Source organism: Peribacillus sp. YIM B13477 (assembly GCF_042787955.1).
In the GTDB taxonomy this organism is placed as follows: domain Bacteria; phylum Bacillota; class Bacilli; order Bacillales; family DSM-1321; genus Peribacillus; species Peribacillus frigoritolerans.
Genome location: NZ_JBHZPD010000003.1, coordinates 319,938 through 336,626 on the forward strand (window position 1 = coordinate 319,938; position 16,689 = coordinate 336,626).

General features: G+C 41.2%; 22 protein-coding genes and 1 riboswitch. Of the genes, 7 read left to right on the forward strand and 15 right to left on the reverse strand.

Annotated features, from left to right (window positions below):
- Positions 1–440 precede the first annotated feature (440 nt).
- Complete coding sequence (locus tag ACFX4H_RS13265; protein WP_377435561.1) at positions 441–890, reverse strand: NUDIX hydrolase; 450 nt, start codon at positions 888–890, stop codon at positions 441–443.
- A gap of 367 nt (positions 891–1,257) precedes the next feature.
- Between ACFX4H_RS13265 and ACFX4H_RS13270 the strand changes: the two genes are divergently transcribed.
- Entirely contained in the window at positions 1,258–1,620 is a 363-nt protein-coding gene (locus tag ACFX4H_RS13270) for a hypothetical protein (RefSeq protein ID WP_377435563.1), read from the forward strand.
- Between the two features lie 7 nt (positions 1,621–1,627).
- Entirely contained in the window at positions 1,628–1,771 is a 144-nt protein-coding gene (locus ACFX4H_RS13275) for a hypothetical protein (protein WP_377435565.1), read from the forward strand.
- 40 nt (positions 1,772–1,811) lie between these two features.
- On the opposite strand, the gene ACFX4H_RS13280 is transcribed toward ACFX4H_RS13275, so the two are convergent.
- The 3 genes from ACFX4H_RS13280 to ACFX4H_RS13290 all read right to left on the reverse strand — a co-directional run bounded on the left by ACFX4H_RS13280 (position 1,812) and on the right by ACFX4H_RS13290 (position 6,227).
- Positions 1,812–4,982, reverse strand: a complete 3,171-nt coding sequence (locus ACFX4H_RS13280; RefSeq protein ID WP_377435567.1) for a bifunctional cytochrome P450/NADPH--P450 reductase — start codon at positions 4,980–4,982, stop codon at positions 1,812–1,814.
- Positions 4,983–5,051: 69 nt separating this feature from the next.
- Complete coding sequence (locus ACFX4H_RS13285; RefSeq protein ID WP_323602827.1) at positions 5,052–5,627, reverse strand: TetR/AcrR family transcriptional regulator; 576 nt, start codon at positions 5,625–5,627, stop codon at positions 5,052–5,054.
- Between the two features lie 279 nt (positions 5,628–5,906).
- Positions 5,907–6,227: a MazG nucleotide pyrophosphohydrolase domain-containing protein gene (locus ACFX4H_RS13290; protein ID WP_063592467.1), complete on the reverse strand. Its 321-nt coding sequence runs from the start codon at positions 6,225–6,227 to the stop codon at positions 5,907–5,909.
- A gap of 98 nt (positions 6,228–6,325) precedes the next feature.
- On the opposite strand from ACFX4H_RS13290, the gene ACFX4H_RS13295 reads away from it, so the two are divergent.
- On the forward strand, positions 6,326–6,907 hold the full coding sequence (locus tag ACFX4H_RS13295) for an LOG family protein (protein WP_063590166.1): 582 nt from the start codon (positions 6,326–6,328) through the stop codon (positions 6,905–6,907).
- Positions 6,908–6,968: 61 nt separating this feature from the next.
- Here the strand turns inward: ACFX4H_RS13295 and ACFX4H_RS13300 are convergent, their stop codons facing one another.
- The 3 genes from ACFX4H_RS13300 to ACFX4H_RS13310 all read right to left on the reverse strand — a co-directional run bounded on the left by ACFX4H_RS13300 (position 6,969) and on the right by ACFX4H_RS13310 (position 8,527).
- A complete protein-coding gene (locus tag ACFX4H_RS13300) occupies positions 6,969–7,391 on the reverse strand; it encodes an NUDIX hydrolase (RefSeq protein WP_377435569.1) in 423 nt (140 codons plus the stop codon).
- The gene (fabZ, locus tag ACFX4H_RS13305; RefSeq protein WP_034304158.1) at positions 7,391–7,816 is read right to left on the reverse strand and encodes a 3-hydroxyacyl-ACP dehydratase FabZ; all 426 of its coding nucleotides are present in this window, start codon (positions 7,814–7,816) and stop codon (positions 7,391–7,393) included. Before fabZ ends, ACFX4H_RS13300 begins: the two co-directional genes overlap by 1 nt.
- A gap of 96 nt (positions 7,817–7,912) precedes the next feature.
- Positions 7,913–8,527, reverse strand: coding sequence for an undecaprenyl-diphosphatase (locus ACFX4H_RS13310; RefSeq protein ID WP_249597163.1), 615 nt, complete (start codon positions 8,525–8,527; stop codon positions 7,913–7,915).
- 333 nt (positions 8,528–8,860) lie between these two features.
- Between ACFX4H_RS13310 and ACFX4H_RS13315 the strand changes: the two genes are divergently transcribed.
- The 4 genes from ACFX4H_RS13315 to ACFX4H_RS13330 all read left to right on the forward strand — a co-directional run bounded on the left by ACFX4H_RS13315 (position 8,861) and on the right by ACFX4H_RS13330 (position 10,613).
- Entirely contained in the window at positions 8,861–9,379 is a 519-nt protein-coding gene (locus tag ACFX4H_RS13315; RefSeq protein WP_241635371.1) for a histidine phosphatase family protein, read from the forward strand.
- A gap of 186 nt (positions 9,380–9,565) precedes the next feature.
- Complete coding sequence (locus tag ACFX4H_RS13320; protein WP_377435571.1) at positions 9,566–9,766, forward strand: hypothetical protein; 201 nt, start codon at positions 9,566–9,568, stop codon at positions 9,764–9,766.
- Positions 9,744–9,950 carry a VOC family protein gene (locus ACFX4H_RS13325; RefSeq protein WP_323602822.1) on the forward strand — a complete coding sequence of 69 codons (207 nt, stop codon included), beginning with the start codon at positions 9,744–9,746 and terminating at the stop codon, positions 9,948–9,950. The genes ACFX4H_RS13320 and ACFX4H_RS13325 overlap by 23 nt, the downstream gene beginning before the upstream one ends.
- A gap of 69 nt (positions 9,951–10,019) precedes the next feature.
- Positions 10,020–10,613 (forward strand): dienelactone hydrolase family protein, encoded by a 594-nt coding sequence (locus tag ACFX4H_RS13330; RefSeq protein WP_377435572.1) that lies wholly within the window; start codon positions 10,020–10,022, stop codon positions 10,611–10,613.
- 15 nt (positions 10,614–10,628) lie between these two features.
- Here ACFX4H_RS13330 and ACFX4H_RS13335 read toward each other — a convergent pair whose 3' ends face one another.
- From ACFX4H_RS13335 to ACFX4H_RS13370, 8 genes are all read right to left on the reverse strand, one after another.
- Entirely contained in the window at positions 10,629–10,823 is a 195-nt protein-coding gene (locus ACFX4H_RS13335; RefSeq protein ID WP_377435574.1) for a Fur-regulated basic protein FbpA, read from the reverse strand.
- A 1-nt stretch (position 10,824) separates the two neighbouring features.
- Positions 10,825–11,055, reverse strand: a complete 231-nt coding sequence (locus tag ACFX4H_RS13340) for a Fur-regulated basic protein FbpA (protein ID WP_063590161.1) — start codon at positions 11,053–11,055, stop codon at positions 10,825–10,827.
- 184 nt (positions 11,056–11,239) lie between these two features.
- Positions 11,240–12,442 carry a M20 family metallopeptidase gene (locus tag ACFX4H_RS13345; RefSeq protein WP_377435575.1) on the reverse strand — a complete coding sequence of 401 codons (1,203 nt, stop codon included), beginning with the start codon at positions 12,440–12,442 and terminating at the stop codon, positions 11,240–11,242.
- 33 nt (positions 12,443–12,475) lie between these two features.
- On the reverse strand, positions 12,476–13,348 hold the full coding sequence (locus tag ACFX4H_RS13350) for a MetQ/NlpA family ABC transporter substrate-binding protein (protein WP_377435577.1): 873 nt from the start codon (positions 13,346–13,348) through the stop codon (positions 12,476–12,478).
- A gap of 21 nt (positions 13,349–13,369) precedes the next feature.
- On the reverse strand, positions 13,370–14,020 hold the full coding sequence (locus ACFX4H_RS13355; protein ID WP_054400625.1) for a methionine ABC transporter permease: 651 nt from the start codon (positions 14,018–14,020) through the stop codon (positions 13,370–13,372).
- A gap of 13 nt (positions 14,021–14,033) precedes the next feature.
- On the reverse strand, positions 14,034–15,056 hold the full coding sequence (locus ACFX4H_RS13360) for a methionine ABC transporter ATP-binding protein (protein ID WP_377435578.1): 1,023 nt from the start codon (positions 15,054–15,056) through the stop codon (positions 14,034–14,036).
- Positions 15,057–15,390: 334 nt separating this feature from the next.
- A riboswitch (SAM riboswitch) is annotated at positions 15,391–15,502 on the reverse strand.
- 141 nt (positions 15,503–15,643) lie between these two features.
- Complete coding sequence (locus ACFX4H_RS13365) at positions 15,644–16,117, reverse strand: GNAT family N-acetyltransferase (protein WP_377435580.1); 474 nt, start codon at positions 16,115–16,117, stop codon at positions 15,644–15,646.
- A gap of 67 nt (positions 16,118–16,184) precedes the next feature.
- Complete coding sequence (locus tag ACFX4H_RS13370) at positions 16,185–16,553, reverse strand: nuclear transport factor 2 family protein (RefSeq protein ID WP_377435582.1); 369 nt, start codon at positions 16,551–16,553, stop codon at positions 16,185–16,187.
- Between the last annotated feature and the right edge of the window lie 136 nt (positions 16,554–16,689).

Sequence of the window (16,689 nt, forward strand, 5' to 3'; positions counted from 1 at the left end):
ATTCTAGTTGATTGGATCGGAAGGTTCGAGACTCCTGCGAGAAAATCGAGTATTAAGGAGATCCCCAGGCGCAAAAATGCCGAGGGCGAGCCACCCGCCGAAAGCGAATGCCTAGAGTGGAAATAAATGTTCAAGTTTTGACAACTTGATTATTATCGAGTTAGTCTGCAAATCTCCGGAATGGTCTCACCCCGGACCATATAAATGAAGACCCGTTTATCCTTATGAGAAATTTGCGACACTCCTGCCGAATAACTGGCTAGCCGAGATCCACAGCCGCTTGCGGTGAGGAGGCTTGGCAGACAGTCGGCGGAAAGGGAGCGGATTTCTGAAATCAACTCCGAACGTTTTTTACTAAAGTAATATTATTCTGATGAAATTCGCCTTTAAGGATTCAAGTTTCAAAAAGGGTACGATATTAGAGATTGAGTAAGGTTGTTTCAAGATCTATGCATTTGACCATTTTTGTATGTGAATGTATAGTTTCCTTCTTTTTTCAATAAAACCGGCAAGTACTGTGAAACCATCTCAGCAATTCCGAGATTAAGCGGATGAAGTATCCATTCAATGGATTTCCAATCAAGAATGCCTTCCCGCGTTTTTTTCGGTGTTTCATAAATTAAATCCTTATCCGCCATATACAAATATACATATATTCCATCCAATTCACCTTCTGGAGTCTCCCAGGTTACGGTTCCTTTAGAAAAAAAGGACTCTACCCCTATCCCCGTTTCCTCAAATACCTCACGCTGTGCACCAATATCAGGTGTTTCACCTTTCTCGATTTTTCCCCCCACCCCATTCCAGACACCCATAATTGGAGCTTTCTCCCGATTAAGCATAAGAAGTTCATTATTCCTCTTTACAAAACAAACAGTATACTTAACCATTTTAAAAAGAACCCCTTTATCGTTAGTTCTTGCCACATCATGGCTAAGCTGGTTAATCAGAGTAAAGCAAAAAATACTTAACACATATATAGTAAGAAGGAGCTTGACCAAACATCCCTCACTTCCACTGCCTCCAAAGTATTAACACATTCTCAAATTCTAACAATGAATATAGAATCCGTAACGCTCTCCGTCATCACTCGAGGATTGAGCGATATATTCGAAAGTTTGAGCGATTTACTCGTGAGTTTTGCTGTTTTACTCGTGAGTTTCCGCTATTTACTCGTGAATTTAGCTGTTTTACTCGTGAGTTTCCGCTATTTACTCGTGAATTTAGCTGTTTTACTCGTGAATTCGGGCTTTACTCGTGATTTTCGCTGTTTTACTCGTGAGTTTCCGCGATTTACTCGTGAATTTAGCTGTTTTACTCGTGAATTCGAGCTTTACTCGTGAGTTTCCGCTATTTACTCGTGAATTTGCACTATTTACTCGTGAGTTTTGCTGTTTACTCGTGAATTTGCACTATTTACTCGTGAGTTTTGCTGTTTTACTCGTGAATTCGGGCTTTACTCGTGAGTTTCCGCTATTTACTCGTGAATTTGCACTATTTACTCGTGAGTTTTGCTGTTTTACCGTGAATTCGAGCTTTACTCGTGAGTTTCACTGTTTTACTCGTGAGTTTCGCTGTTTTACTCGTGAGTTTCCGCGATTTACTCGTGAATTCGAGTGATTTACTCGTGAGTTTCCGCGATTTACTCGTGAGTTTTGCTGTTTTACTCGTGAGTTTCCGCTATTTACTCGTGAGTTTTGCTGTTTTACTCGTGAATTCGAGTTTTACTCGTGAGTTTCCGCTATTTACTCGTGAGTTCGTATTTTCATAAGGAAAGCAGCGATTCCTTTAAGGATCGCTGCTCTTCTTATTTATGCTCCTGCCCAAACATCTTTCGCATATCTGCCATTCTCCTCTAATGATTGCAGCCATTCTGTGGCTTCTTCTCTTTGTGTTTGATAGATATGCATATAGCTGTCAATTATGGTTCGTTCAACATCTGGCGCCATTTTGCTTCCGTCTCCGCAGATGTATAGGTGTCCTCCTTCTTCTTTTAATAAAGGAAGGATGTCTTGGGCGTTTTCCGCCAATCGGTTCTGGACATATGTTTTTTCTTGACCGGGACATCTGGAGTAAGCGGTGTGCAGTGTTACAAGGCCCTCTTGTTCGGCTTGGACGAGTTCTTCTTGATAGAGGAAATCGTGTTCCGGATTACGGCATCCAAAGTAGAGGTGGGCCGTCCCTAGCGTTTCACCTTTTTCTTTTAAAGCGCGACGTGATTGTATGAATCCCCTGAATGGTGCAATGCCTGTTCCAGGGCCGATCATGATGATTGGTTTTCCTGTTTGCTTTGGCAGCTGGAAGTTGGATTGCGGCGTATTGATAAAGCAGGCTATTTTGTCTCCTTGGGAGCGTTCTGCCAAATAATTCGATGCAATTCCTTTGTATTTCCCGTTGCCGCTCAAAGCTTCTCCACGGACGACGCTTACGGTGATGCTTGCTTCTCCTTCTTTGTGGAGTGGTGAGCTTGAGATGGAGTAGTATCTTGCTTTTAAAGGTGGCAGTAAAGCCAGGAAACGTTCAAACGGGATTTCACATGCAAGATACTTTTCGATTAGGTCAAGCATGGTTATGCGCTTGTTCAGGATTTCTTGTTTATAGGTATTATCCAATAGAAGATCTTCAAGTTCTTTTACATGTGGAGGACATACCGTATGAGTGGCAAGCGCCCGTATTTGAGACCGGGTGGCGGGTTCTTGGAACTCCACATGGTTTGATAGTAACTCTTCCAGTTTTACCGGTTTTCCTGTAGGAAGATGGGCAGCTTTTCCGGAATCCCCAGTCAGATTCACGTAATCTTGGCCATTTAGGTTAAATCGACCGAGCACTCGCTCGACAAGTTCCGCTGGATTTTGCGGAAGCACCCCGAGATGATCGCCTTCCTGATAATGTATTCCCTCTGGGAGCGTTAATTCTATATGCCGTGTACTTCTTCCGCTATCTTCATGCTGTAATTCAGTATTCCTTTTTACAATGGATGTAAACGCATGATGGGTGCGGGCAAGCGGTGTGCCGCTCACATCACTTACGAAGTTCATCGTAATCGAGCTGACTTCCCGATCATTCTCATTGACTTCAATGTTCAGGGCTTCGGCAAGATTCGGCCAAAGGGCTTCTGTCCATTTCTCGTAATCCCCTTCAAAGTCATCGCTTGCATCCCCATAGCCTGTTTCTGTCAGCCGCACTGCACCTTTTTGTTCCAGCCGCTCATCAATGAGGTTTGGAATGCGTTGGTACGTATTGGCCCAATTGCGGTCCCCGCAGCCGAAGACCGCATAGTGAACACCATCCAATGTGTCACCATGGCTTTCCTTCAGCCATGAAACGAAGTCACCTGCATTATCAGGGGGATTTCCATTATAGGATGCCGTGACTATGAGAACAGCTCCCTCTTTTGGAAGCCGATCGGTGTAATCATTTAAAGGGGCAACTTCGGCATGGAAGCCTTGCCGCTTCCCTGTTTCGGCAAGGTCGCGAGCAATCCCTTCCGCTGTTCCCATGTTTGATCCAAACAGGACGAGTAATGGTGTTCCATGTACTGATTCGGTTGGAGATACCGCGGCACCTTTTTCCGGAGACTTTGGTTCTGAAGAAGCAACGGTAAACGACATCGCCGGCTTCCTCGGTGAAACGCGCATGGTCAATCCGTCCGGTTTAAGAGTCAATGTTTCTTTGACTTCCAATTTATATTCTTCATGATCGATCAGGTCAAAGTGCTGTAAAACCATGCCAAGCACCAGTGTCGCTTCATGAAGGGCAAACTGCTGTCCGATACAGGCGCGCTGCCCGTTTCCAAACGGTTTATACGCATGATAAGGGATGGAATCCAAATCCTCGAACCGCTCAGGAATGAACGATTCAACGTCATCACCCCAAACGGATGGATCACGGTGAAGCTCGGGAATGAGCAGCGAGAACACATCATCTTTCTTCACATTGTATTTTCCGTCCAGCATGGTATCTTCTTTTGCATATACGGAAAACGACGGAGCTGTCGGCCACAGACGAAGCGTTTCATTCAGTACCATCCGGACATATTTCAGCTTTTTCACTTGTTTGTAATCAGGAACATCATCACCCAGCACTTCATCGACTTCTTGCTGCGCTTTTTTTAACTTGTCTCTGTTATTCATGAGGAAATAGATGGCGAACGATAGGAGACCGCTCGTCGTTTCATGCCCAGCTATTAAAAAGGTAATGATTTGGAAACGAATATTTTCATCATCCAGTGATGCGCCCGTTTCAGGATCGACTCCTTTCAACATATGGGAAAGAAGGTCATCTTCTCCGTGATCGCCATTTTGTTTTCGTTCGGCAATCAATTCATCCACTAGAGAGAACATATATTGAATGTCTTCCCTGAATTGTTTTTTAGATTTGATCATCAGTTTATCTTGGATGCCAAGCCGCTGCGTTTGGCTCATCGCTTCATCCAGCGCACGCACCATACTGTTGACAAATGGATGGGTGGTCTCCCGATAAAAACTGTTAAAGCGGTAATTGAACCCGCATAGTCCAATCGTATCCAAGGTCAATCGTGTCATATCTTCAGGAACATCTATCTCATCAGCTGGATTCAGGCGAGCCCATTTTTGAATGAGTTGGGTAGCAAGATCCACCATTTTAGCATGATAGCCCTTCATTGCCTGCTGGCTAAAGCTGGGCAGCAGGATGTTATGTGCCTTTTTCCAATTCGGTTCCTTCGTTTCACTTGTGAAGAGACCATCACCGCCAAACGCCCTCACTTTCTGAAGGGCTGGACCGACTTTCTTATCAAATCTAGTTTCATCACATATTTCTTTAGCGAGGGCAGCACTGGAGACGAATGTAGTGATTCGCCCCGGAAATTGAAACTGAAAAATCGGCCCAAGTTCTCGTGCCAGCTTCATGAAAGACTGAAGCGGCTTATCCTTATCAATGATAGGCAGGCTGCCTAGGGGGCCATATGTCTTTGGCTGTGGAAACTGAGTTGTATTTTCCATTTTATTAGCACCTCTTTACGATAGTTAAATTGCGGAATGAACGTTCATTCCGTTTATATTGAAAGTGTCTCAAACATGCAATCGCACTGCATCCCAAAAGCTTTCTTCCACATCTGCCAAAAGTTTTGGGTCAGGTTCTAACTCCCCGATGCGTACAAGTCGCTCAAGCTCAAGAAAAGCTCCGTAAATGATGGCAATCAAAGCTGAAGAAGGAAGCTCCTTAATTTCTTTTTTCTCTTTTCCTGAATCAAAGAAGTTTTTGAATATATTCAATAGCCCTTTAAAGCTGGCATGACTATCTTCATTTAAAAAATGGGCCCCACTATGGATTTTAATGAAATAAAGAGCTTGGTCCTGCTCGGTTGTAAAGTGAACCATCGTTTTAAAAATATGGTGAAACTGCGTGCGAATTGAATCATCATGAGGAAATCCATTCTTGACCGTTTCAGTGAAAATATCCAAGTACTCTTGAAAGATCTTGTTGCCCAGCACTTCCTTATTCTCGAAATAACGATAAATGGTACCCGCTCCAACTCCTGCCGATGCAGCAATCATCGGAATCGTCGTCGCATCATATCCCCGTTCTGCGAAAAGCACTAAAGCGCTTTTTACTATACTGTCTCGTTTATTTGCTGCCGTGATCATAATGATCCCCCCTTTTTCCAAAAGATGCGGAATGAACGTTCATTCCTTTAATCCAAGTGTATACCCAATAAAATCCAATCTCAATCGCGCATACTACCCATATTTTGTGAATTCTTTTTTAATGGAGGGGGATAAAAGGCTGAAAGTATTTCTTTTTAAGGAATAAAATGGGATGATGAACTATCGTTTGCCCCATAAGAATAAGAGCTGATAGTCACAGCTCTTCCACTGGTTTACTGAAATTATGTAGGTAAACTTTTTGTTCACACGAGAAAAAACTTATGCTTGATTATAGCGTTCAGATAGTTTCTTTTTATGGGCATTGAACACTTCCTCCAAGGGGATATTGTATTTGTTCGCGATCACAATCAAGTTTCCTAACACATCTCCCAACTCTTCGGTTAGCTCCTGTATGTTCTCTTCAAACGAACCAATAATTTCATCAGGTCTATCCCTTCCGATCTCAAGGGAGCGAATGGCTCGTGCAACCTCTCCAGTTTCTTCTGCCAAAAAGCCAATGCGAATGAAAATGTCCAATTCTGACCATCCCCGTGCTTCATAATAATCTTTTACCCATTGTTGAAATTCAGTGACGTCCATATCCATCCACCCTTCCTTTTTTATCATTCAAGTTTAACAAATCCCCTATAATTTTGTATGATAAGAAAGCAAGATTACTAAATGGGAGATGTGATATTTTGAAAAGTCTAGCTGTATTTTGTGGATCAAGCAAAGGTGCATCTGCTGTCTATGTAGAAGAGGCTAAAAAACTGGGTGCGGAACTGGCAAAACGTAAGATTACCCTAGTTTATGGAGGATCAAGTGTAGGAATCATGGGTGCAGTTGCAGATTCCGTCTTGGAAGCAGGCGGAAATGTAATTGGCGTAATGCCGGATTTCCTGAAAAAAAAGGAAATAGCACATAAGAACTTAACCGAGCTGATCGTCGTGGAGTCCATGCATGAAAGAAAAGCAAAAATGGCTGAGCTTGCAGATGGGTTCATGGCTTTGCCAGGCGGGCCTGGAACATTGGAAGAATTCTTTGAGATTTTCACTTGGGCTCAGCTTGGTCTTCATCAAAAACCTTGCGGACTCTTAAATATCAATCACTATTATGATCCCTTGGTCGCTTTATTCAACCATATGGCCGACGAACAGTTCCTTCATGAAAAATTCCGTTCCATGGCGCTGGTAGATGTTGAACCTAATGGACTTCTTGATCAATTCATTACATATGAACCGCCAACCGTAAAAACTTTCATTACCGAGAAACAAACCTGATCATTAAAAAGCAGCCGGCCAAGATCAATAATGATCTTGGCCGGCTGTGATAAACTGCAGGTTAGGTAAATATCCGGTTTAAATAATCTCCATGCCCTTTGATAAGTTGCACTTCATGTTCGGATGAAATCCAGAAGAAATGAAATGTCAGCCCCGCTTCATCTCCTCCACCCGTCGGCTGATGGTCCCATTCATCAGGAACATTCGATACACTTATTTGATAAAAATATCTATTATGTATGGCACCATCGACGTTCTCCCAAAAATCTTCTGTTATTAATTTCTCCACATGAAAATTTTCCAGACCTGTTTCTTCTTTCATTTCCCTAATGACTGCTTGGTAAGCATCTTCCTGAGGCTTCACCGTTCCCTTGGGTATCTGTATACCGGCTTCCTTAATGGGATGTTGAAAAACCAATACCTGTGTTTCTCCATTATTGATTCTTGTCACATACCCGTAAGCTTTTTTTACCGGTATCATCATCAATCACCAAAAGCAAAAATGAGCTCTGTCTCGCATACAGTTTCCCCCTCGACAGTGGCCCTTCCTGTTCCTTTACCGATAGGACCTTTCAAGCGAGTAATCTCCACTTCTAAACGTAATTGGTCCCCTGGTTTTACTTGCCTTTTAAAACGGCATCCATCAATCCCGGCCAAAAGCCCGATCCGCCCTTTATTTTCTTTTTTTGTAAGCATGACAACAGCACTTACCTGTGCTAATGCCTCTACGATCAACACACCTGGCATCACTGGGTAATCGGGAAAGTGACCAGAAAAAAACTCTTCATTTGCCGTGACGTTTTTAATGGCCACCGCCCTCTTTCCTTCTTCCAGTTCCAAAACTCTATCAACTAAAAGAAATGGATAGCGATGCCTGATAATGTCTTTGATTTCTTGGATATCAATCAATATTAAGTCCCCCATTGCGATGGATTGCTTTCACTTAATTTTACCATCAGGATCATCATATGGATATTTTTTGTATTATAACAACCCTGTTTCCGCTTACAAATCCTTTGATTTTTTTTCCTTCGATTTAGTTAACGGGGATAGAACCATTTGTTCATACCTCTCATATCCCCCTAATAATTTATGAATCACGCTTATTTTAGGAACAATAAGGTATACCGCCAATCCTGAAATGGTGCTCAGTATTGCTCCTGCCAGCACATCCGCCGGAAAGTGGACACCTACCCAAATACGGGAAATGCCAACAAGGAAAGCCAGCATGATCCATAATAACCACCAACCTCTTTTGAAAAGCCAAAACGATACACAAAACGAGAAAAACAAGATCGTATGGTCGCTTGGAAATGAATTATCCACTGCTTTTTCAATTAACTGATTAACATTGGCCAATTCGGCAAATGGCTGATTATTCGAATGTAATCTCCCTGCCATTTTTCCCATCATTTCAGCTATTACAAAGGTAATCATCCCACAAACAACCATCATCCTACTCTGTTCATTTCGAGTGAACCATATTAAGATGACTGCCAAAGCTAATAAAAATACCATGTACTCGGCAATGAAAATGGCAGAAGGGTTTAAATAATCGTACTGTTTCCCTATGTCATTGATCATTCTGAATACATTGGTATTCACCTCAAAAAAGTCCATTTCATACCCAACCTTCCTCTTTTTCTTACATATTAAAGAGAAAGGAAATATATCGCCATCGTTCTTCCTAACAGTTTAAGCTGCCGACTTACAATTTTGTCACGCGGTTGTTTTGCTATTTCAAGTGTTAACTTATCTTCAGGAGTGCTGAAGCTTACTTGTTAACAGCACCACAATCAGATAAACGTGTGAAAAAGGGCGTGATACGATCTTATAACATTAATGTAGAGTTTAAAGATATAACTAATAGCTCAATTTTTATTCTTTTAAAGGTTTTATTAAAGTTGAGTAGAATTATAAATTGGGATAAATAAACAAAATTGAGGTGATATCTTGCAGATATTATTAATTCGGCATGGTGAGTCAGAAGACGATTTTCTAGAAGAAAATTACAAAGGAACTACTGACTTACCACTAACTGTTAAGGGAGTTAAACAAGTAGAAAAAATGTGCAGACGTGTTTCCGAAGAGTTTCCTCCAGAACTTATATGGTCAAGCACCTTGCTTCGTGCTAGTAAAACTGCCGAAACTTTATCAAATACTATCAAATGTCCAGTCACACTTCTGGAAGATTTACGAGAGATGCAGGATAAGGAGAATAATATAGATTTTAGATTACGAGCTCAAAATGTACTCGCTTATATTAGAGAGAACAGTGCTAATTATAAACGAATCGCCATTATATCCCATGGAGGGATGATTACTAAAATAATTGAAAGCTTTCTTCAATTACCACCCGCTATTAATGATGTGTGGTTCAATTCTGATAATACAGGAATACATCTTCTTGAGTATACTGATCATCCATACAAACTTATAAGATTTTCAAATAGTACTACGCATTTGGAATAGCTAACGATAAGGGCTGTCTTAAACAACCTTTTCTTTATGTATTATAATGGGGAAAAGGCTGACACGTATTAAAAAAAATGGGCGTTTCTGTGCAGCTGTTGAATATGGAGTCTACTCAATGATTAAAAAAGGTTTTTTATCGATATTCGTGAATTCTTAGGTAAGGTTCAACGAAAGGTGGAAAAGTTGAAATCAATAAATTCTCCTATTTTCCCTAAAGTTAACAATGTTTTCATTCATGTTAAAGATTTAAAAAAATCAGTTGGATGGTATTGTAATATTCTTGGCATTCCTCATAATGGTGATTCTGTAGAATCGCTGGTTTACAATATTCCTATAACATATGAAACTGGATTAACGTTAGATGACCATACCATTAAATCCTGATTTTAGATTCGAACCATCCAACAATGTATTGTTAAATTTCTACGTAAAGGATATAGACCAAGCCTATAAATTCATTAAGGGTAATAACATACGTATTGTTAAAGAAATAGAGCGTATTGGAGACTTTGCTTATTTTAACTTTCAAGATCCTGATGGTAATGTACTTATGATTTGTAATAGTTAAGGATGAAAAGAATTGGTTGGCTTTTATCTATCTAGTTTTTAATTTTTACACAGTTTGAGGAGGTTATACATGCTGAACATACAGAAAAAGTCCGATACTGTCATCATTGTCATTCACGAAATATATGGCCTGAATCAACATATGCAGGGTTATTGTGAGTTATTATCAAATCAAGGTTTTGATGTGATCTGTCCGGATTTGTTAGGACGTGGGATGCCATTTGATTATTCCCAAGAGGATGCTGCTTATCGGCATTTTATGGAGAACGTAGGTTTCACAGGTGCTTTGTATAAGATAAAGGATATATTATCGGATATAAAAGATGAATACCAAAAGATTTTCATTCTTGGATTCAGTGCAGGGGCAACTGTAGCTTGGCTGTGCACTGAGGAAGAGTATGTCGATGGAATTGTTGGTTACTACGGTTCGCGTATTAGGAATTATGCAGAATTGGCGCCACGATGCCCTGCACTGCTATTTTTCCCGCTAGAAGAGCCATCATTTAATGTCGACGAGTTAATTTCAGCTTTAGAAAGTAAGGATGTCGAAGTTCATAAATTCATGGGGGGACACGGATTCAGCGACCCTTACCATTCAAAATATCATGCTGAATCAGCACAAGCAGCCGTTAGCAAAATGATGAAATTTTTTATGGTGAATTAAGGTTCCACATTCACCCTACTGCCGTTTTGTATGGACCCAATGTATAGAACCCGCATCACTATGGGGGTGACAGTCATTTTGAACCTTTTTATATTCTGTTTCCAATTCTTTCAAGGTTAACTTCATAAGCTGTTCCACCGTTTTATTTACAGTATGGATCATAAGTTTATGGATTAATTCCTTCCGCCTTTCTTCCAAGCCCTTCCCCATTTCACCCTCTCCTTCTATTCTCATAGAATATGAAATGTTTCCTTAGACAGGGGGAATGATCGTCGGATTCCTTCTCCTCAATTTTACTTATTTTAATATATTCATTCTCTAAATCGGTTAAGGTCAATTCAAATAGATGGATGTCATTCTTTTTGTAAACTCCCTTGTTAATCAACTTGTTGATCAGGAAGTTCCTTTTTTTCTCAATGGCTTTACGCAATAATATCCCCATGATAAATCCTCCTTTTTAATACGTATTGACTTGCCCATTCACAAAAAACCGGAGACACCTCTTTACATGAAAGAAAAGTCTCCGGTTTTCCGGTCAATTAACCCATAATTCCTATTTAATTACTCGGTATTATTATAATACTAACTACATGCTTCGTAGTCAACTACTTTTTCCCGCATCTTATTTATTTTTGCTTCGCTTCATGAAATGCCGCTTTCACTTGATCCAACAGGTCTTTATCCGAAAGCAATTTATACCCTGTAAGTGCTAGAGCTTTTGCTCCGGTCAGGATGGCTTTGTCTCCAGCAGGAGATTTGGCACAGTCGCGGAATTCATTCGTATGGGCAATCAACTCATCATGTCCAATTTTTATATAAGGATGTGCTGTCGGCACTGCATGGCTTACATTACCTGCATCCGTCGAGCCAAAGCCACTCTCTTTTCGAGGAGCCACCGCTTCCCCTAATTGAGTCAGTTCTTCTTTTAGCAGTTCATCCAGAACTGGATTGATGACAAAATCGAGTACTTCATTTTGGAAACGTTCCACTTTAACCGTGCTTCCAGTGGCAAGTGCTGCACCTTCAGCAACTGCACGTATTTTATTGGATACTTCTTGGCAAAGTTTCCATGTTGTTGCTCTAATGTAAAATCTGGCAGAAGCATTTTCAGGAATGATGTTAGGCGCTTCCCCGCCATTGGTGATGATTCCGTGAATTTTGACCTCGGCCGGGAGCTGCTGACGCAAAGCATTAATGCCATTGAACAGCTGAATCACACCGTCAAGTGCATTCACTCCTTCTTCAGGTGCAGCTGCTGCATGTGCTGACTTCCCGTAAAAATGAAAATCAAGGGGGTCGACAGCCAAAAACGGACTTGTTACACCGGTTTTCCCGGCAGGATGGATAAGGATGGCCGCATCCACCCCATCAAATAGACCGTGCTTCACAAAGCTTCCTTTTGCACTTCCATTCGGCCCGCCCTCTTCAGCCGGTGTTCCGAAAACGATCACCTCTCCGCCCGTTTCCTCCAGCACTTGAGCCAGGGAAATGCCTGCCGCAACGCTCGTTGTCCCGATAATATTATGGCCGCAAGCATGGCCTAAACCCGGCAATGCATCATACTCGGCTAAAAAGGCAATTGTGGGTCCTTTCTTTGAAGAGGTTTTTTTGGCGATGAATCCTGTTTCATGTCCGGCTATATTGCGGGTCACTTCAAATCCTTCATTTTGAAGTATTCCGGTTAATGTATCCGAAGCGAAGAACTCTTGATTCCCAATTTCAGGTTTGGCATGTATGGCTTGACTCGTTTCGATATATAGTTCGGAATGAAGGTCGATATGATCTTCAATGATTTGCTTATGCTGCTTCAGCGCCAATTCTCTCGCCATGCTCTTATCTCCCCTTTTTCTTGAATACATCCATTACTTTTCATTAGCTGGTTTTGTCCAAGCATCCTGGTAATTCACTAATTCATCTACAGAAACATAGGCAGGAATGGTGTTTCCTTTAAACGTTTTTTTAATGAACGCTTCCACTTCTTTCGATTGATAAAGCTCCACTAATTTTTGTAGCTCAGGACGATCGGCATTACCCTTTTTAACCGCAATGATATTAATATATGGTTTTGCGGTTTTACTTTCATGGAATAAAGAATCTTTTAATGTAAGGCCTGCTTCGACGGCAAAATTATTATTGATGGCTGAAGCATCGGCATCATCCAATAGACGCGGTGTATTGCCGGCAGCAACAGGCTGGATTTTCAAGTTTTTCGGATTTTCCTTAATGATTTCCAATGATCCCGATCCATTGAATTCTTCTTTCAATGTAATCAATCCAGCTTCCTGAAGCAGGAGCAGTGCACGGCCAAAGTTTGTTGCTTCATTCGGAACGGCAATCGTAGCGCCATCCGGAAGATCTTCGAGACTTTTATGTTTTTTCGAATAAAGGCCCATAGGTGCAATGACAGTCGACCCGATGGCCTCCAATTTCAGATTTTGATCTTGAACGAACTCATCGAAATAGGCGACCGTTTGGAATGAATTGGCATCAATTTCACCTTCGCTTAACGCAAGGTTCGGTTGGATATAGTCATTGAAAGTGACCAGTTCGATATTAAGCCCTTCCTCTTTCGCTATGTCGACAATGTATTCCCATGTTCTCGTATCCCCGCTGCTGACACCGACTTTCACAGTTTTCACATCGTTCGAACTCCCTGATGCACCCTCATCGTTCCCGCATGCTGCAGCCACGATGGCCAATGCCATTACCATGATCGTTAATAAGATTTTTTTCATTTTTCCTGCCTCCTGTTATTTTTATCTTCTTCTGATTTTTCTTGAAACAAAATTCCCGGTGGATTGCAATAATTGAACGATGATCACGAGCGCCGCTACTGTGACGATCATCGTCATCGTATCGAACCTTTGATAACCGTAAGCCAAGGCTAAATCCCCGACTCCGCCTGCACCGACGGCACCTGCCATCGCCGTAGATCCAACAAGCCCGATTGTCGCTGTTGTAAATGTAAGGATCAACGAGCTAAGTCCTTCAGGAATCAAAAAGCGGTAAATGATTTGCCATGTCGTCGCCCCCATCGCCTGAGCCGCCTCGATAATCCCTTTGTCCACTTCCAACAGAGAGTTTTCCACAAGCCGGGCAATATAAGGAGCCGCGTAAAAGATTAGCGGAACAATGGCCGCATTCATTCCGATCGCACTTCCGACAATCATTCTGGTAAGCGGAATAACTGCTACAAGCAAGATGATGAAAGGAACGGACCGCAATATATTGATGATCGGGTTCAATACATTAAAAATCCATTTATTCTCCAGGATGTGACCCTTTCTTGTAATGACAAGCAGGATACCGAGCGGAAGCCCGATCAATCCGGAAAACACCAATGAGATGGCTACCATATAAAGTGTGTCACCGAAAGCTGTCAACAGCTGCTCTGCCGTTATTTCCATTCCCCAAAGCGTATTACCCATTTATCTGCACCTCCTGGACGAGAATCCCCTCATCTTTAATATATTGATAAGCCTTATCCACCTCATTTTTGCTCCCCGTCACTTCGATGATCAAATTCCCGAAAGGCGTTTCCTGGATTTCAGAAATATTGGCTGATAAGACACTTAAATGAACATCATACTTCTTCGAGATGGTTGAAAGTAAAGGAGTACCCGAAGTAGTTCCAATAAAATTAATTTTCCAAATAATCGGGATATGGGACCCTATGCTTTTTAAGAAACTTTGTGGAATTTCGTCATGTATGACCGTTCTCACGAAGTTTTTTGCAATATCCGTTTGCGGCTTGGCAAAAACTTCGAAAACCGAACCTTGTTCAACGACGCAGCCGCCCTCCATGACCGCTACCTTATTGCAAATTTCCCGAATGACAGACATCTCATGAGTGATTAGCAGAATGGTAATATTGTATTCTTCATTAATTTTTTTTAAGAGCTGCAGAACTGCACTCGTTGTTTGTGGATCCAATGCCGAAGTAGCTTCATCACACAATAAGATCGATGGATTTGTAGCCAATGCCCTCGCAATGCCGATCCGCTGCTTTTGCCCGCCGGATAATTGATCCGGATAACTCTTTGCTTTGCTCGATAAGCCAACGAACTCCAACAGCTCGCCTACCCGGTTTTTGATTTCTTTAGCCGGAGTTCCCGATAAAACCAGCGGCATGGCAATATTATCAAAAACAGTCTTTGAGTTTAGCAAGTTGAAATGCTGAAAGATCATCCCGATTTTTTTCTTTTCTGCCCGTAATTCCTTCGGGCTTAATTTGGTCAAATCCTTGCCCCCAACAACCACCGAACCATCTGAAGGATGTTCAAGCAAATTGACCAATCTGATCAACGTACTCTTTCCGGCCCCGCTATAACCGACTACCCCGAATATATCCCCCTTTTCCACTGTCAAATCAATGCCCTTCAAAGCCTCGACAGTCTGTTTCTTTGTTTGATAAATCTTTTTAACACCTTGAAACTCAATCATCCAATCTCCCCCCATGCTGTTTATTTATACGAATTCCTTATCCAGAGAGAAGAGCTTTGCAACGCTTCATAATGATAGGGTTAAAATTCAGGAGTGAAACTGCAAAATTCACGAGTAATTACGTGAAACTCACGAGTAAGTCTGCGAAATTCACGAGTAAATCCACCAAACTCACGATTATTGCGCGAAACTCACGAGTAATTGCACCCATTCTCAAAATAACCATATACATTTTGAATAAACAAAAGAGGCCTCTTCCGTCATCAGACAGAAGAGGCCTCTTTTAGACATAAAAAAGAGTAAACTCTTAAATTAATTATCTAAGAAAAGCTCCTTCTTATCTTTCAAACTTTCGTCCGTTGGAATTAGCACAGTATTTTTACAAAAGTAAAAACCCGCTGCCGAGGTATCATAGGGCCAAGTCCCTCCACATCTCTTGATAAGAATTAACGTTGTATTTAATTATGTCCTTCACTATATATTCTATTTTCTCTAAAGTCAACCATATTTTTTATCGCTATAAATAGTTTCATAATATAGTGAATTGATACTTTTTTATTATATCAATATATTTTATTTTCCTACTTTTATAATGATTTACCCATTCTCCATACAGGGTATTTTTCATTTTCTTCCCTTATCTTCACCATGCCTGAATTCGTATATAAAGAAATCGCCCTTTGATTATCCGGAGAAACCCTTAAGTGATATTCGGATACATTAAATTGCCTGAAAAAGTTTTCTGCGTAGCGAACCAATTCCTTGCCAAGGCCTTTACTGCGGTATTCGGGAATAAGGTAAAATAGATTCACATAGCCAATTTCAGTTCCTTCGTACTCCCGAATTTGAAGTTCCATTTGTCCAATCGGTTCTTGGTCCTTTTCAATGATCACCTGTCCATCAGGAAATTTGCGGACCCTTTCTTCCATTCGTTGCAGATATGCATGTTCATCTCCAAAACCAGCATCAGTTCCAAAACTTACAATAAAGGAATCTTTCCGGAATTTAATGATAGTATCTTTATCTTTGTCCGTATCAATGGTACGAAAGATCAACTTCATCCACCCCTATCATTTTAGTGAAATAGTTTTCAAGCAGGGAAAACTTTCTTTTTCATAAATAAAAGGCTTAAAGGGGCCCTTTTGTTTTTGTGCCTTGATGAAAAAACATCTGCCATCTTCCATTCGCACATTTCCAGATTGAACTTCTTAAGGTATGTTCCAGCTTATCTTCATCAAAAATCCGGTATGTAGTTAACACGGTATCATCAGACAATGGATGCATCTCAAATTGACTTAGGGTCATGTTCACCGCTCCGGCACCCTCTTGCCCCATAAAATCGCTTTTTGTCCATATGTTACCCGAACTGCCGAACTCAAAGAAATCATCTTTCAATAATGATGAAAGCACTTCTGGAGATGTACGAACTTCAGATTTTAACAATTTCTCCTCCAGCTGATACAAATGCTCTTTTAATAATGAAGATTCCCTGTCCATTCATCTTGCCCTCCTTTTTCAACCATTTCCCTCGAAACAACGAAATTGGAAAAATCGTGAATAATTAATACGTAGATTTTCAGTAATTCATGAACCATGCGATTTAAGTTTTTTATCCAGCTGCTTGCCGATTAGC

Bases quoted from the DNA above. Each gene is read 5' to 3' on its own strand.
- ACFX4H_RS13290 (WP_063592467.1), bottom strand. From the start codon at position 6,227: ATGGACGTCACTGAATTTCAACAATGGGTAAAAGATTATTATGAAGCA.
- ACFX4H_RS13285 (WP_323602827.1), bottom strand. From the start codon at position 5,627: ATGATCACGGCAGCAAATAAACGAGACAGTATAGTAAAAAGCGCTTTA.
- ACFX4H_RS13335 (WP_377435574.1), bottom strand. From the start codon at position 10,823: ATGGGGAAGGGCTTGGAAGAAAGGCGGAAGGAATTAATCCATAAACTT.
- ACFX4H_RS13280 (WP_377435567.1), bottom strand. From the start codon at position 4,982: ATGGAAAATACAACTCAGTTTCCACAGCCAAAGACATATGGCCCCCTA.
- ACFX4H_RS13325 (WP_323602822.1), top strand. From the start codon at position 9,744: ATGACCATACCATTAAATCCTGATTTTAGATTCGAACCATCCAACAAT.
- ACFX4H_RS13360 (WP_377435578.1), bottom strand. From the start codon at position 15,056: ATGATTGAGTTTCAAGGTGTTAAAAAGATTTATCAAACAAAGAAACAG.
- ACFX4H_RS13365 (WP_377435580.1), bottom strand. From the start codon at position 16,117: ATGAAGTTGATCTTTCGTACCATTGATACGGACAAAGATAAAGATACT.
- ACFX4H_RS13340 (WP_063590161.1), bottom strand. From the start codon at position 11,055: ATGGGGATATTATTGCGTAAAGCCATTGAGAAAAAAAGGAACTTCCTG.
- ACFX4H_RS13310 (WP_249597163.1), bottom strand. From the start codon at position 8,527: ATGGACTTTTTTGAGGTGAATACCAATGTATTCAGAATGATCAATGAC.
- ACFX4H_RS13345 (WP_377435575.1), bottom strand. From the start codon at position 12,442: ATGGCGAGAGAATTGGCGCTGAAGCAGCATAAGCAAATCATTGAAGAT.
- ACFX4H_RS13330 (WP_377435572.1), top strand. From the start codon at position 10,020: ATGCTGAACATACAGAAAAAGTCCGATACTGTCATCATTGTCATTCAC.
- ACFX4H_RS13370 (WP_377435582.1), bottom strand. From the start codon at position 16,553: ATGGACAGGGAATCTTCATTATTAAAAGAGCATTTGTATCAGCTGGAG.
- ACFX4H_RS13265 (WP_377435561.1), bottom strand. From the start codon at position 890: ATGGTTAAGTATACTGTTTGTTTTGTAAAGAGGAATAATGAACTTCTT.
- ACFX4H_RS13350 (WP_377435577.1), bottom strand. From the start codon at position 13,348: ATGAAAAAAATCTTATTAACGATCATGGTAATGGCATTGGCCATCGTG.
- ACFX4H_RS13300 (WP_377435569.1), bottom strand. From the start codon at position 7,391: ATGATGATACCGGTAAAAAAAGCTTACGGGTATGTGACAAGAATCAAT.
- ACFX4H_RS13355 (WP_054400625.1), bottom strand. From the start codon at position 14,020: ATGGAAATAACGGCAGAGCAGCTGTTGACAGCTTTCGGTGACACACTT.